The 15452-nt window shown below is 37.9% G+C and carries 15 protein-coding genes and 2 tRNA genes; 3 read left to right on the top strand and 14 right to left on the bottom strand.

Annotated elements, in window-relative coordinates; genetic code table 11:
- Positions 1–159 precede the first annotated feature (159 nt).
- The 8 genes from cysK to MHB55_RS00380 form a co-directional block, all read right to left on the bottom strand.
- A complete protein-coding gene (gene cysK, locus MHB55_RS00415; RefSeq protein ID WP_144541485.1) occupies positions 160–1083 on the bottom strand; it encodes a cysteine synthase A in 924 nt (307 codons plus the stop codon).
- Between the two features lie 440 nt (positions 1084–1523).
- Positions 1524–2453, bottom strand: a complete 930-nt coding sequence (locus tag MHB55_RS00410; protein ID WP_191697925.1) for a peptidyl-prolyl cis-trans isomerase — start codon at positions 2451–2453, stop codon at positions 1524–1526.
- Positions 2437–3318 (bottom strand): Hsp33 family molecular chaperone HslO, encoded by an 882-nt coding sequence (hslO, locus tag MHB55_RS00405; RefSeq protein ID WP_151111834.1) that lies wholly within the window; start codon positions 3316–3318, stop codon positions 2437–2439. The genes MHB55_RS00410 and hslO overlap by 17 nt, the downstream gene beginning before the upstream one ends.
- Complete coding sequence (locus MHB55_RS00400; RefSeq protein WP_144541491.1) at positions 3319–4101, bottom strand: type III pantothenate kinase; 783 nt, start codon at positions 4099–4101, stop codon at positions 3319–3321.
- 113 nt (positions 4102–4214) lie between these two features.
- Positions 4215–6248: an ATP-dependent zinc metalloprotease FtsH gene (gene ftsH, locus MHB55_RS00395; RefSeq protein ID WP_144541493.1), complete on the bottom strand. Its 2034-nt coding sequence runs from the start codon at positions 6246–6248 to the stop codon at positions 4215–4217.
- 185 nt (positions 6249–6433) lie between these two features.
- Positions 6434–6976 (bottom strand): hypoxanthine phosphoribosyltransferase, encoded by a 543-nt coding sequence (gene hpt / locus MHB55_RS00390; protein ID WP_144541496.1) that lies wholly within the window; start codon positions 6974–6976, stop codon positions 6434–6436.
- A gap of 12 nt (positions 6977–6988) precedes the next feature.
- Positions 6989–8383 (bottom strand): tRNA lysidine(34) synthetase TilS, encoded by a 1395-nt coding sequence (gene tilS / locus MHB55_RS00385; RefSeq protein ID WP_154311955.1) that lies wholly within the window; start codon positions 8381–8383, stop codon positions 6989–6991.
- 62 nt (positions 8384–8445) lie between these two features.
- A complete protein-coding gene (locus MHB55_RS00380) occupies positions 8446–10818 on the bottom strand; it encodes a SpoIIE family protein phosphatase (RefSeq protein WP_154311956.1) in 2373 nt (790 codons plus the stop codon).
- A gap of 297 nt (positions 10819–11115) precedes the next feature.
- On the opposite strand from MHB55_RS00380, the gene MHB55_RS00375 reads away from it, so the two are divergent.
- From MHB55_RS00375 to MHB55_RS00365, 3 genes are all read left to right on the top strand, one after another.
- Positions 11116–11189, top strand: a tRNA-Met gene (locus tag MHB55_RS00375).
- A 6-nt stretch (positions 11190–11195) separates the two neighbouring features.
- Positions 11196–11267 (top strand) — tRNA-Glu (locus tag MHB55_RS00370).
- Positions 11268–11333: 66 nt separating this feature from the next.
- Entirely contained in the window at positions 11334–12065 is a 732-nt protein-coding gene (locus MHB55_RS00365) for a nucleotidyltransferase domain-containing protein (RefSeq protein ID WP_154311957.1), read from the top strand.
- A gap of 265 nt (positions 12066–12330) precedes the next feature.
- On the opposite strand, the gene MHB55_RS00360 is transcribed toward MHB55_RS00365, so the two are convergent.
- From MHB55_RS00360 to yabP, 6 genes are all read right to left on the bottom strand, one after another.
- Positions 12331–12693, bottom strand: a complete 363-nt coding sequence (locus tag MHB55_RS00360; RefSeq protein WP_154311958.1) for an NUDIX domain-containing protein — start codon at positions 12691–12693, stop codon at positions 12331–12333.
- Between the two features lie 119 nt (positions 12694–12812).
- Positions 12813–13271, bottom strand: coding sequence for a DinB family protein (locus MHB55_RS00355; protein WP_151111847.1), 459 nt, complete (start codon positions 13269–13271; stop codon positions 12813–12815).
- 239 nt (positions 13272–13510) lie between these two features.
- Positions 13511–13942, bottom strand: coding sequence for a S1 domain-containing RNA-binding protein (locus MHB55_RS00350; protein WP_144541508.1), 432 nt, complete (start codon positions 13940–13942; stop codon positions 13511–13513).
- Between the two features lie 140 nt (positions 13943–14082).
- Entirely contained in the window at positions 14083–14481 is a 399-nt protein-coding gene (locus tag MHB55_RS00345) for an FtsB family cell division protein (protein ID WP_229653979.1), read from the bottom strand.
- Between the two features lie 11 nt (positions 14482–14492).
- A complete protein-coding gene (gene yabQ, locus MHB55_RS00340; protein ID WP_191697927.1) occupies positions 14493–14999 on the bottom strand; it encodes a spore cortex biosynthesis protein YabQ in 507 nt (168 codons plus the stop codon).
- Complete coding sequence (yabP, locus tag MHB55_RS00335) at positions 14996–15298, bottom strand: sporulation protein YabP (protein ID WP_144541512.1); 303 nt, start codon at positions 15296–15298, stop codon at positions 14996–14998. The genes yabQ and yabP overlap by 4 nt, the downstream gene beginning before the upstream one ends.
- Positions 15299–15452: the final 154 nt, after the last annotated feature.

Raw genomic sequence — 15452 nt, 5'->3', positions numbered from 1 at the left:
TGTATCAAGGTATAATTCCACTATTTTTATCCCCCTAAAAAAACAATCTGACTTCATCTTAACGCGAAACTGTTGCTTTTTGCCACAAAAAAGAGAGGAAGTAAATAAACTTCCTCTCATGAAATCAACTATTATGAAATTAACATCCCAAGCACTTAATTAGTCTTCGAATTGATAAAGAGGTGTGCTTAAGTAACGCTCACCGTTATCAGGGATAACAGCAAGAACTTTTTTACCTTTGCCAAGCTGTTTTGCCAGCTGAAGCGCTCCATATATAGCAGCTCCTGCAGAAACTCCGCCTAAAATCCCTTCGTTTTTAGCTACTTCACGAGAAGTTGCATAAGCGTCCTCGTTAGAAACTTGAATAATGGAATTGTATAACTCTGTATCTAATACTTCTGGTACAAACCCTGCTCCAATTCCTTGGATTTTATGGGGTCCTGGTTTACCACCAGAAAGAACACTAGAATCTTTTGGTTCAACAGCAGCAATATGAATGTTTGGGAATTTTTCCTTCAACACGCCACCAGCACCTGTGATTGTACCACCAGTACCTATTCCTGCAACAAATCCATCTAATTGGTCAAACGCTTCAACAATTTCAGGACCAGTTGTTAAACGATGTACCTCTGGGTTAGCTGGATTATTAAATTGTTGGGGCATGAACCAGCCATTTTTGTCCGCTAATTCTTGCGATTTCGCAATTGCTCCCTTCATACCGTCTGCTCCAGGAGTTAAAACTAATTCCGCACCGTAAGCACGAAGTAGGTTTCTACGCTCTAAGCTCATTGTATCAGGCATTACTAATACCGCTTTATACCCTTTAGCTGAGGCAATCATCGCAAGTCCAATTCCTGTGTTTCCGCTAGTCGGTTCGATAATAGTACTGTCAGCAGTTAATTTACCCGATTTTTCAGCATTTTCAATCATTGCTAGAGCAATACGGTCTTTTACGCTGCTACCTGGGTTGAAGTATTCTAATTTTACGTAAACTTCAGCATCTTCTGGGTTAGTCACTCTGTTTAGTTTGACAATCGGTGTTTTACCTATTAAATCCGCTACACTATTCGCTAACTTTGCCATTCTACGATTCACTCCTAATCCCTACTTGATTGATAGGTTTTATTTCCTATATCATATCAATCTTAGAGAACTACTGTCAATTAATACAGTTCGCCAAATAAAGTAAATTTTTTCGAGGTAAGACCAACTAAATTATTGGAGCCTCTCTTAATTTTATGCGACTTCAAACAAAAATAGTCTACCTATAATTCTCTCTATCAATACAGTGTTTCCAAAAATAAATATTCTTCTATAGTTCCTTTTTACTGTTCATTTCTCTGTCAGTGTTTTAAAAAAACTCACATAAAAATGAGTCTGAAAAATAATTGTTACTACAAGCTCATTTCGGTAGTTTGCTAACTACTTATTTTCTTTACGATAAATAAAAAGACAAAGAAAACCAAGAATTGAGAATCTCGCTTTTCTTTGTCCATCGCCTGACGCATAAAAAATATTTTTGTTTATTGTTCACCGTATATCCACTCTGCTTTATATTCCTGCCAGAATGATTCTTGAGTTACGGATTGGGGTATTTGGCTCAGCGCAAGCTCTCGCTTTATATGGCCTTCTACTTCATCATAAGAGAAGGCTTGCCCTTCAAATATATTCTGTACAAGTGCTATCGCGTACCTGCCATCCTTAAGTGCAATTACCCCACTCGTTTTTCCTTCTTTAACCTTTGCTAAAGCTTCAACTATAGCTTCATCTATCGAGTCAGTGCCTTTTGAAATGTAGCCGACATCTCCCCCTAAGCTCGCGGAGCTAGGATCTATGGAGCGCTCTCTTGCTAATCCATCAAAGGAAGAGCCATCCTTTAATTCTGTTAAAACAGCATTACCTTCCTCTTCTGTAGCAACATAAATTAAACTAGTACGATAGGAAGTTGGGATATTATAGAGATTTTTGTTATTTTCATAGAAATCTTTCATCTCTTTCGCCTCTACGTTTATATCTTTTGCCAATACCTTTTCTAAAATTAAACGAGCGCGAATTTTTTTCCTTAATACCTCTTCGTCATATGCTTGAAGGGAAGTGTCTGTGCCTTCCCTTGTAGAACGTATTAATGCCAGCTCTAAATTTATTTCATCATCAGTTACCTTAATATCGTTTTTCTTAGCTGCAGCTTCCATTACCTCTGCATTAACCATGTCCAATAGTACTTCTTTCCCGTACACCATTTCCATTGTAGCCATCCATTGCTCTTTCGTAATAACCTTTCCATCAACTGACGCGACTTCTTCAGATGCTTTTGCTTGTCGATCATTTGGTATTAACCAAGCTATAAACCAAAGTAGGTTGCCAAGTAAAAGTATACCAAGTACTACAAGTACCGGTTTAGTTTTTAAATGTCGTTTAGGTTGAGTTGGAATATTATTATGAATTGATTTCATCGATAAAGGACTCCAGTTCATTTACTGAGTAATTATATTTTTCCATACAGAAGTGACAATGAGCCTCTGCCCCTCCGTCCTCTTCTATCATGTCCCGGATTTCACTTTCTCCTAAGCTAATAATAGCACTGCCAAATCGATCTTTAGAGCAATTACATTCAAACGCCACAGGCATATTATTTAATATTTGTACATTGTCCTCCCCTAAAATTTCAAACAATAGTTGCTCGGGAGTTAATCCTCTTTCGATTAATTTGGACACTGGTTCCATTTTATTTAAATGTTCTTCAATAATTGTAATTGTTTCATCATCTGTTCCTGGTAATAACTGAATGATAAATCCTCCAGCCGCCAAAATAGAGTTATCTGGATTTACTAAAACCCCTAACCCTACAGAGGAGGGAACCTGTTCAGATACTGCATAATAGTACGTGAAGTCCTCTGCTACTTCGCCAGAAACAATTGGTACTTGTCCTGTAAAGAAATCACGCATACCTAAATCCTTCACAACAGTCAAAGTACCTTCTGTTCCTACTGCACGACGAACATCCAGCTTACCAACGGCATTCAAGTCAAAATGTACTTGAGGATTGGTTACATATCCACGAACCTCACCTTTTGCATTGCTATCAATGATCATTGGACCAATAGGACCGTCGCCTTCCACTTTAACCGTTAACTTGTCCTCACCTTTTAACATTGCCCCCATCATAACGGCTGCTGTCATTGATCTACCAAGTGCTGCAGAGGCAGTTGGCCACGTTTGATGACGTCGTTGCGCCTCTCCTACTGTATCTGTTGTGCGAACTGCAAATGCTCGTACACTGCCTTCAAAAGCCAGAGCTCTTACTAAATAATCATTCATTTATTTTATACCTCTTTCTTCTAAATTTCGTTGATAAATTAAATATAACCCTTTCAATGTCAAGAAGGGATCAATGATATCCATGACAGTCGACTCATTTCCTATTAAAGAAGCTAGCCCTCCTGTGGAGATAACTTTTGGTGCCTTTTTAGAAACTTTTTTCATCCTATTTACGATGCCCTCAACCTGCCCCACATATCCAAAAACAATCCCTGACTGCATGGCAGAAACTGTGTTTTTTCCTATAACATGCTCGGGAGTAGTAAGTTCAATCCTAGGAAGTTTACTAGCCTTTTCAAACAATGCTTCTGTGGAGATTCCGATGCCGGGCGCTATTGCTCCTCCCATATACTCTCCTTTTTCGTTGACATAACAGTATGTTGTTGCTGTTCCAAAATCAACAATTATTAAAGGAGCACCATATTCATGAATTGCCGCTACTGCATTGACAATACGATCTGCACCGACCTCACGTGGGTTTTCATATTTTATATTTAATCCCGTCTTTATACCGGGACCTACTACTAAGGGTTTTATACCGAAATATTTTTTACACATTGCCTCTAATGAAAACATGATTGGTGGAACCACCGAGGAAATAATAATACCTTCTATTTGTTCAAAGGATATATTCACATGGGAAAAAAGTGCTTTGACCTGCATCCCGAATTCGTCCTCTGTTTTACGACGGTCTGTTTCCATTCTCCAGTGATGGATCAGCTGATCATCTTGATAAACTCCTAAAACAATGTTCGTATTTCCTGTATCAAGCACAAGTATCATGAAGCTTTTCCTCACTTTACGTAGATTTCCAAAACATCATACCATATTTCCCACGGAATAAAAAAGCTGAGTGACTCGTCTAATGACGAAAATCACTCAGCTTTTATATATTATTATTTATCTGTAGGTCGTTTTTCTTGAATTGGACCTGATGTATCATCTGGACGTTCCTCTTGAATAGGACCTGCCTCGCTAGTTTCTCCATCCTCTTTTGGTAAGTCACCAATAGTAGGGTCAGAAACTGCACCTGTAGCATCAGATTTCTCATCTTTACTTAAATCAACAGCTTGGTTATCTTGGTCGTATTCACGAACCGGAAGAGTTCCATGCTCTTGTAAATGTAAGATTTGAGCAGCATCTAACGTTTCAACCTCTAATAACGTATTTGCGATTAAATCTAACAAATCGCGTTTCTCTGTTAAAATCTGTTTAGTTCGTTCGTATTGCTCTTTAATCATCGTTTGCATTTCATGGTCGATTTCATAAGCAATCTTATCCGAATAGTTTTGCTCTGAGTTAAAGTCGCGGCCCAAGAATACATTTCCTCCTTGAGTTTGACCAAATTGCATTGGTCCTAACTTGTCACTCATACCATATTCAGTGACCATTTTTCTCACTATACCTGTCGCACGCTGGAAGTCATTGTGAGCACCTGTAGATACCTCTCCAAAGACGATATCCTCAGCAACACGTCCACCAAGTAATCCTGAAACTTTATCCAGAAGTTCTGGTTTAGTCATGAAGTAACGGTCTTCTTTTGGAAGCATTACTGCATATCCTCCAGCTTGCCCACGAGGGACAATGGTTACCTTATGAACGATCTCTGCGTCATCTAGAGTTAACCCAACAACTACGTGCCCAGCCTCATGGAAGGCAACAATTTTACGTTCTTTTGGCGATATAACCTTACCTGATTTAGCTGGTCCAGCGATAACGCGATCCGTTGCTTCATCAATATCAGACATATCGATTTTTTTCTTATTTCTTCTAGCAGCAACAAGTGCAGCCTCGTTCAATAAGTTTTCTAAATCTGCTCCTGAGAATCCTGGTGTGCGTTGAGCAATCGCTTTCAAGTCCACTGTGTCATCTAAAGGCTTGTTACGTGCATGTACTTGAAGTACTGCTTCACGGCCCTTCACGTCCGGGCGACCTACAGTAATCTGACGGTCAAAGCGTCCAGGACGAAGAAGTGCTGGGTCTAAAATATCTGGTCTGTTTGTAGCCGCAATGATAATAATACCTTCATTTGCTCCAAAACCATCCATCTCAACTAGCAATTGGTTTAGTGTTTGCTCACGCTCATCGTGACCTCCACCAAGACCTGCTCCACGTTGACGACCAACTGCATCAATTTCATCGATGAAAATGATACATGGCGCATTTTTCTTCGCATTCTCAAACAAATCACGTACTCGTGATGCCCCGACACCGACGAACATTTCAACAAAATCAGAACCACTGATTGAGAAGAAAGGTACTCCAGCTTCGCCAGCTACAGCACGAGCAAGTAATGTTTTACCAGTACCTGGGGGACCTACCAAAAGAATCCCTTTCGGTATACGTGCTCCAATTTCCACGAATTTGCGTGGATCTTTTAAGAAATCTACAACTTCTACTAGTTCTGCTTTTTCTTCATCTGCACCTGCAACATCTGGGAATTTAACTTTTTTCTTGTCGTTATCATACAGTTTTGCCTTACTCTTACCGAAGTTCATCACACGGTTACCACCGCCCTGAGATTGGCTCAATAAGAAGAAGAATAAAATGATGATAATCAAGAAAGGTAGTAAGCCAGTGAAGAATTGTACCCAGCCACTTGTTTTAGAAGTTTCAATTACATCAATTTTCACTGAATTTGCTGTTGCTAGTGAATCTATTCTATCTAGCAATTTTTCACTATTATAAGGAAGTTTAGTTAAAAACTTTTCTCCTTCCTCATATCCTTTCATGGAACCTTCTACAAAGTAAACACCTTGTTCTGGTTGCATTGAAAAGTTGGTAACATCACCTTTTGAAAGTGAAGTCATAAATTCATCATAGCGAATATTTTTAGTAGGGGTATTATTTGTGTTAAACGTAGCAAAAATACCTACAATCACAAAAAATATCAATAAATACAATATGGCGTAGCGCAATGCTCGATTCATTCCTAGCCTCCTCACAAGGTAAACAGAAAAACTAATGATTATCTTAACATACGTTTTTTTTGGCGTACAATGAAAAGCCTTCTTAAAAAGGAACTTAAATTTAAGGCTATGTCCTCTATTGCTGTTTTTCTTTCAAAATTCTAATTTTGCTAGAAATGAGCAATTAGACGTTTACAAAACCTAGCTTAAAAAGAATAAACTTCTTTTTTTAGCACACCAACATATGGTAAGTTTCGGTATTTTTCTGCATAATCTAATCCGTAACCAACAACAAATGCATCTGGGACATTAAAACCAACATAATCTGCTTCTAAATCTACTTTTCTACCCGTAGGCTTATCCAACAGTGTGACAATTTTAATTGATTTTGCTTTGCGGTACTTAAATAGGTCCACTAAATAGCTTAACGTCATACCGCTATCAATGATATCCTCAATAATTAGAATATCGCGCCCTTCCACACTTGTATTCAAGTCTTTTACAATTTTTACTTCTCCGGAAGAAACAGTAGCATTTCCATAACTAGAAACATCCATATAGTCCATTTCAATATATGTATCTACACGTTTCATCAAATCAGACATAAATGGCATTGCACCTTTCAAGATTCCTATTGCAAGTGGAAACTTGTCCGCATAGTCAGCAGTCAGTTGTGCCCCAAGCTCAATTGTTTTCTCTTGAATCTGTTCTTCTGTCAATAAAATCTCTAGTATGTCTTTCTCTAGCATTTTTTAGTCCCCCTAATGATTAATACGCTTTAAATACATTACATAATTTTGCGAGTTGTATTGCTTCGAAAATTGTTCTCCATAGCGTAAGCCAATTACTGCAATTATATCATTTTTAGCTGTTACTAGTAATGGCCAAGATAAACGGGCCTCAGGAGAGATTTTCTCATCGATAAATAAACGGGAAACTTTTTTAGAGGAGGACATTCCTTTGATATGGATCCGGTCGCCCTGAGTCTTTTGTCTAATAGTAAGCGGCAAAGATTCACCCTCTAATTGTACAAAATACTTTTCACCGGTAATTTGGTCTGTTAAATTTCTCGTCAAGTAGATGAAAAAACCTGCACCACAATCAATCCAACAATCTTCCTTCATTACAATTTCCTGACTAACTACAGGTTCCTTATGATACGGAGTAAATTGTATGTGATTGTAATGGCGTGTGAGAGTAACAGCATTTGGCAAGTTTAATACTGTGTTGCCATCATGATTATTGCAAGCTGTAAGAATGGATTCAATCATTCGATCGTTAAGTAGTATATCGGAGTTTTTGTATAGATACTCTAATAGTAGTAGAATCACTCTTCTTTGTAAAGCAATGGGAACTGTAGAAAAGCTTACAGAATCTATAACAAATCCCCCTTCCTCATTAACTGTCACAAGCTGTTCATACTTTTCATTAGCCACCTCTTGAAGATACTCTTCATCCTGAAGCTGTTTTTCTACGAAATTCATTATTCGATCGCTTACATTTGGATTTTCTTCCTTCAAGAGAGGCACTAATCGATGACGGATTCGATTTCTTGTATATGTATGTTTGTCATTGCTTGGGTCATGTCTATGAAGTTGATTTTTGTCTAAAAGATATTCTTCAATTTCTTGCTTTGTAACTCCTAAAAAAGGACGGATAATTTGTCCCCTAGAAAAAGGCCTTTTTTTAGGTATCCCGGTAATAGTGGAACTATTAGTACCTCGGATTAGAGACATTAAGACAGTTTCAATTTGATCGTCAGCATGATGCCCTAGTAAAAGCTTATCGTAACTATTGGTATTCATAACGTGATTAAAGAAGGCATACCGTTCTTCTCTACAAATTACTTGGACATTGCCCCCCTCTTCCTCCACTCTTCGCATAACCTCTAATGCTGCAGAATAGAAAGGAAGGTTTAACTGATTCGCCAACTCTTTAACGAATTCCATATCTTCTGCAGATTCCTTACCTCTTAACTGATGGTCAGTATGAACAATGCCTAACTCACAATGATAAAAGCTTTCCAATTCCTTCATCGCAAGTACAATAGCAACAGAGTCTGTTCCACCAGAACAAGCGATAAGAAGACGCTCTTCTTTCTCAATCAATCGGTATCGGTCTATATATTGCTTCACCTTCCGAACGAATGAATGCATCTTCTCATCTCTCCCTTCAATCTATCTACATAATTCTCTTCTATATAAGCATTTATACTAGTCTAGTGTACCATTTTTTCATGGAACTTAGATGCTTGTCTAGGTGAAAATATTGACCATTCCGGAACAGTATGCTTTACGTGCATAAAAATAACCGTGCGATCATCTCCTGGTAATGAGTAAGTTTCTTCTAATATTTTTACGAATTTCTCTGCGTTCATAGAAGGATCCTGTAATACTTTTTTATAATATGCCTCCTGCTTCTCTATAGTTGTATTTGCTGAAAACACCCCATCCGATAACATTAATAATATATCGCCGTCCTTAATATCGACCTTTCTCGCCTCTATCGAGAACGTAGGTAAGAAGCCGAATGGAACGTGTTTACTTTCTATTTTCCTCATCTCATTTCCTCGAATTAGATAAGTAGACATACTGCCTGCTTTCCAAGACCATAGTTCCCCCTTCTGAAGATCAATTAGTGCCAGATCAACGGTTGCGTAGCTATCAGAGTCATCCTGTAGGCTCATCATATAATGCAACGTATGCATGGTCGTTTCAGGATCCATTTTTTTGTTAAGGCATTCTCTCATAAATTGCATAACCCTTCTGCTTTCACGGTGTGCTTCTACATTGTTGCCCATTCCATCCGATAAAATAACTGCAAGTAATCCGGGATGTAAAGGAAATACAGCATGAGCATCCCCAGAATAGATTGTATTTCTACTTGAGGAAGTAAATATATCGTGGGAAATATTAAATCTAACGGATGATTTAAATGTCATTTGAATATGCTCATACGGCTGATGCACTTCTTTCATGGAGGTTATCTCAAAAGGCTCCTTCCATAGTTCATAGAGGATTGGTATGATCAATCGTTCGCCTATCATTTTGCCTCTCGACTCTACTGGCAAACAGCAGACTACCTCCATCTGTCCTACATCAATATTTAAAATGTCTATTTGATAAAACGGAATATTACATTGTTGAAATTTTTGCTTCACTTCCTCTTCATGTGATGTATATAACGATACATTATTTTCTAAGTTGTTCATAAGCTCACTCATATGATTTCCCATATCTCTCAGCTTTAGTGCGAACATTTTCTTACCGTGCTGCATTTCATATGCTAGCTGTCTTTTCGCCTCTCTTTCCTTTAACTCTTGCAATATTTGAAGTGGTTTAACGCATTTATATTGCATCTTCTTCTCCAGCTGAATTCTCGCTTTTCTTGGTTGGTCCTCCCATTGTTGTATAAGACTCGGTATTCCGTTAGATTTCTCCCCCCAACATTTTTCATAATGAAAGCAAGACTGACAAGCTGCTAATGGCTCCACTACTTCCTCGGTTGCCGATTTAGGTTCAAAACGATCCGATATAAAACGTGTGATAAAATCTACAAAATGCTGAAATTCCTGTAGCTGATGATTCACCTTCTCTGTCATCCACTTTTGCCTTCTCAAAAGGACATGAGTCGTATCTGGGTATAGCTGCTCCTTCACATCTTTAATCCACTTCGAGGGAATCATAAAAAAGATTAGTGAGGCCGCTACTAGAGAACCGATATAAACGGAATCTAATGGTAGTGTATGATCATATAAGATAAAGAAAAAAGTTGCACCTAGCATACTAAATGCTTGCCAAAGCCGGCCAAATCTTTTGTGCAAGCCTGCTAAAAAACCAGTCAAGGCATAAACGGCAATCATTCCACTGAAGCTTAAGGTGGAGATACTTAATATCGTACCTGCCAGGACTGCTACAACAGTAGAAAGCTGAACACCCCCTACCGCGGCAGCTACAGCAATTACTAAATGCGCAATAATTAACGGAACAGAGACGTAACCAACTATAAAAGAAGACATGCCAGTCAAAACTAATGCCCCTATCAATAAAGCTGATCCCATCCTTTCCATAGTCCATCTCTTATGAAGGAACTCAGGTAAAGGAAGAAATAACTGAAATAAAAAGATAGTCATGAACAAACTTAAGATTCCCTCATAGCCTATAGCTAACAAAATAGACATTGGAACGGCGCCGCCATACGATACAAATTGCCAAATCAATTGAATAAGGACAACATCTATCAGGACAAATAAAGGTATTGGGATTTTCTCTATAAACCTTTTTCCTTGAAGTGTAAAAAATACCGCTTGAAATACATGGATTAGTAATTGTCCTAGCCCAAGCGTCATACTACCCAAAAGTGCTCCTGCAAACGTCCAAGGTATAAAACGTTGAAACCTTAAATTAACCAACGCCCATATAGGTAAGAAAAATGGGACCGATGCCTCGAATAGAACAACCTGGGCTAAGAAAAAAGAAAGAACAAAGAATGTGACCATTAAAGAGATGGTGACCTTTCTTGCCTGAATATTTTCTACTACCCTTCTCCACGCAAAGCTTCTTTTTTGTTCTTGTTCGTAAATCGTTTTCATATTTGTATACCTCCCTATTCAACTCATGTTCGAAGTATACCTACTGCATTTCAAAAAGTATGTCTCTTCCTGACACTCCTCTCAAAAACTTTTCGACCTGATATACCATGATTTGAATATTAAAATATGAGGCCTACACTTAAGGTCCATACTTCTTTAAAAACCTAGTAATTTAGGTGCTTTTGCAGCCACGTAAATTGTCAGTTTTTTTTGTAGATATATTTTTTAAAATATCTTTTCAAAAAAGTATTGACACTTTGTCCAAACGCTTGTAATATGATATTTGTTCGTTAAAACGGCGGCCTAGCTCAGCTGGCTAGAGCGTACGGTTCATACCCGTGAGGTCGGGGGTTCGATCCCCTCGGCCGCCATTATACGGCCCCTTGGTCAAGCGGTTAAGACACCGCCCTTTCACGGCGGTAACACGGGTTCGAATCCCGTAGGGGTCATCTTAAAAAGAGGTTGCACAAATGCAGCCTCTTTTTTGCTATCCTTTAATAAAAGGGGGCAAGAAAGTGTTTAAGGAAAAAAACGATCCAATTGCAGTGGCTAATCACTTTATTCAGCAATATTATCCTCACTGTCAGGGTGCCATTTTGGCTGGGAGTATTGTTCGTGGAGAAGGTACTTCCACATCTGACTTGGATATTGTAATTTTTGATAATAGTATTCTTTCAGCTTTTAGAGAGTCCTTTTATGTAGAAGGGTGGCCTGTAGAAGTATTTATCCATAATTTAAGTTCCTACAAACATTACTTTGAGTTGGATTGCGAGAGGGCTAAGCCATCGCTTCCGAAGATGATAGTCGAGGGAATGGTTTTAAAGGATGATGGGTTATTATCGTCTATTCAAGGAGAAGCCCGCTTGTTATTGTCGAATGGACCGAAGGAATGGTCAAAAGCTACCATTACATTGAAGCGCTATTTTCTTACAGATGTTTTAGACGATTTTATCGGAAGTACAACCCCCGAAGAGGATATCTTTATTGTCCATACCCTCCTAGAGCTAGCTAGCGAGTTTGTGTTAAGAGTGAATCGTCAGTGGGTTGGTACTTCTAAGTGGGGATATCGCGCATTGAAGCAATTTGACGAATCGTTTGCTCATAAATTTATTGAAGTCTTCGACGCCTATTACAAGCATCGGGATAAAGTAAAAATTATCGAGCTTGTCGACGAAATACTAGAACCATTTGGTGGTCGCTTGTTTGAAGGTTTTTCATTAGGTAAATCTACCAGTAACGATCACTAACCGTTTTCCGACATAGAAAAGTACTTATTTTGTTTTGAGCCAACCAAATATAGGCCCACTATAAAGTGGGCTCAAACTGTATACATTTTCAAAGAGGTCGGAGTTTCTCTATGAGAAATTTTCTTCACAATCTGTATTCTGCACTTCTTAAAGCCCTAAAGCTCTATCTATTAATTAATGTCTCCGACATAGACCTGTGCTTTTCCTTCCTTAAAATAAGTAACTATATGTTGTCTCAAGCCTTTAGGAGAAAAATTATATTCCATTAGCTGGAAATAGGTATCCACTCTAAACCGATTTGTCCTCTATCAGGTAAAGTACTTTTTACGAAGTTTAACGGCTCGACTTTACATAAAAACATAAACTCCGTCTGATGATAATCTCCGTGTCTCCCTGCTAATTCATGGTTCTTCCCAATATATTCTCGCACAAATATTATATCTCCAATGATAATCTCTGCTCCTGCCTCTTCCCTACACTCTCTTTTGAGGGCTTCATGTAAAATTTCCCCCGGCTCTTGCCCTCCGCCCGGCAAAATATAGTAGATTTCATTATTTTCATGGAGCTTGATAACTAATATTCTCTTATCATCAATTATAATAGCCTTCGCTGAGTTTCTCTTTATCATTCATTAATCCCCCTAGCATACTTCTTTCCCAAAATTTTATTAATCTCCTAAACATTAAAAACCCGCAGACCATATATTGCTTTCAAATTGGTCTACGGGTTGCAATTTTAACTATGAATTTAACTACTATAGCCTGGTGAAATCTGTTTTTGATGATGTAGGTCGTGCTCCAGGAAGTCAGTGAAATAGTTGCGTATAGTGCTGGAATGATCCCCAATATAAAAATATTTATCCCATTCTATTTCATCAATCTTCTTAAGCTCTCCCATGATGGCTTTGCGCTGTTCTTTTGCATGAGCAATGGTTTCTTTAAATGTTTGTTCATTAGCAAGGGCTGCAGCTTTTGCATTGAAGTCTTCGAAATTTGGATACGCTTGATGTTTTTCTCCTTCTTTCATTAAAGGTAGACGTTCCTGTAACGTAAACTTGTCCCATTCCGCCATATGCATAATAATTTCATTTGGCGTCCATTTTCCTTCACGGTAAGGAGTGTTCCCTTCTTCTTCACTTAAGCTCTCAAGAGAATCCAACCACTCTAAATATTGCTGATGCGCTTTTAGTATTTCATCTTTAGTCATGCTTTGCCTCCTAAACTGATAGTTCGTAATATTTAACTACCCAATCACTCTACAATTAATCATTTTTCATTTAAGTCAATTCACATTTCCCATGAGATAAACCTACTTTAAATTACATATATATTTTACCTCATTTGTTCCAATAGTGAAAATATTTACCATACAAAAAAGGCGTTAGCAATGCTAACACCTTTCCACATCTATTAAACATTTTTTCTACCGATAAAACAGACAGCATATTATCCTCGTTTTGCGCCTCTACCACCGCGTTTAGACTCTGTTGCGCGTTTTAACGTAGACAAACGATCTTCACTATCCTTTAAGAATCTTGCCATTTTTTGCTCAAAATTCTCTTTGCTCGGACGATCACGATCGTTCGGGCGGTTATTATTGCGTGGACGCTGAGGACGTTCTGGTCTCTCTGGTCTTTCTGCTTGTGGCTTTGCTTTACGAATAGATAAGCCGATTTTGCCATCCGCTTCAACATTCATCACTTTTACTTCGACCATATCGCCTACTTTTAAATGCTCATTAATATCCTTCACATAGTTATCTGCAACTTCACTAATGTGAACTAGACCTGTTGAGCCCCCAGGAAGCTCAACGAACGCTCCGAAGTTAGTGATTCCTGTTACTTTACCTTGTACCTTGCTGCCTACTTCAATTGACATAAAAAAAATGCTCCTCCTTAGAATTTAAGCGGTTCTTTATAAATGAATTTGTATATTTTTTATACAGACCCTATCTTTTATTATAGCTAACAAAAAAAGAGTGTCAACAAGACCACTCTCTTCAAGTTAGATTTTTTATGTTATTTGTCACTTTCTTCTGGTAAGGAGAAGATAATTTCTCCTTCTTCTGAAAGGAAAAATTCTTTTCTTAATAGCTTCCCAATGTATTCATCATCGTTTAACTTAGATATTTGAATTTTAAGCATTTCTTGGTCTTCTTGCGCTTTTGCCAGTTCTTCTTCTACCTGCACCTGCTGTTCTTTTTTCTCAGCCAAGGTTTGATGACTGTTAACCAAGATGGTAACTAAAAATCCTATTACTGCTATAGAAACAATGAAGAAACTTACTAAGCGTCTCAACAACCGAACTTTTTTAGATTTAATACGAGAATCGCGACGTTGAACAGAGCGTAAATAGTCTGTATTTATAGATGCCACTTGTTTTTCGTATGGTTCTTCTTTTATTTGCCTCTGTCTCACATCGTTCTCTCCTATCTTTTCTTAGATTTCTTGTATCTTTTATTATAACTCATTTTTGGCAATTTCTGTAGGGCCAATTGCTTTATTTTTTTATATAGAATAAGAAACGGCATTAGGATAAAACGAATAATGAATAGTATTAAATGCATAATTTTTCTAAGAATCGTCAAAATGATACGAATTATAAACCAAATCGGCATTACTACTAAACGCAAAAAGATTCTTCCAGCTAGTCGAAAGACGGGCTGAAAAAATAACTGATACAGGAGAATTCCAAATACTTGAGCAAGTGGATCATAAATTCTCCATATCCCGTCGCGTACATTGAAAAGAATATAAAAGGTTGCTAGTCCCATAAGAATCCAGACTATTATTTCTAAAATTACTCGGTATTTAAAAACAAAGGAACGCCTCGGAGTATGCTCCGTTATAAATCGCGTTCCTTCGATTATTGCACCTACTAAGATACCACTAGCAATCATTAATAATAAACTATAAAACTGTAGAGAAAGTGTCATCCGAATAATTTATGAAGTAATCCTCTAGCGCCGTCTGAACTTTGTTCCTCATCATACTCCATTGATCGTACAATGCCCTCCAAAGTTAGAAGCCCTTTATCAACATCTAGATGGACAATCTTCAAGTCCTCTCCTTTAATATGAAGGGTTCCTTGAGATGTACGTACATAAAACTCTTGCTGATCAAATCGTTCGATTGTTTTTACAGATGTTAAGTCCATTCTTTTACGATTTCTTAGTGAAATTAAATGATCCCCCGACGGAATTGTGATAGTTTGATTCTCTGCTTGATATTGCATATACTCTCTCCTCTCCTTGTCCTAATCTATTGTATGCAGCATTGAAAAGATGCATGACTTGTTATCACGCTTTTTTTTAAAAGAATTTATTCGTGATAGATTTAGTTGGATAAGGAGATTACATTTTAGCAGAGGTATTGCTACGAAACTTGTT

The organism is Psychrobacillus sp. FSL K6-1267, assembly GCF_038003265.1.
Taxonomy (GTDB): Bacteria; Bacillota; Bacilli; order Bacillales_A; family Planococcaceae; genus Psychrobacillus; species Psychrobacillus faecigallinarum.
The sequence above is the reverse complement of the archived record's forward strand: the minus strand, read 5'-3'. Positions and strand labels throughout refer to the sequence as shown.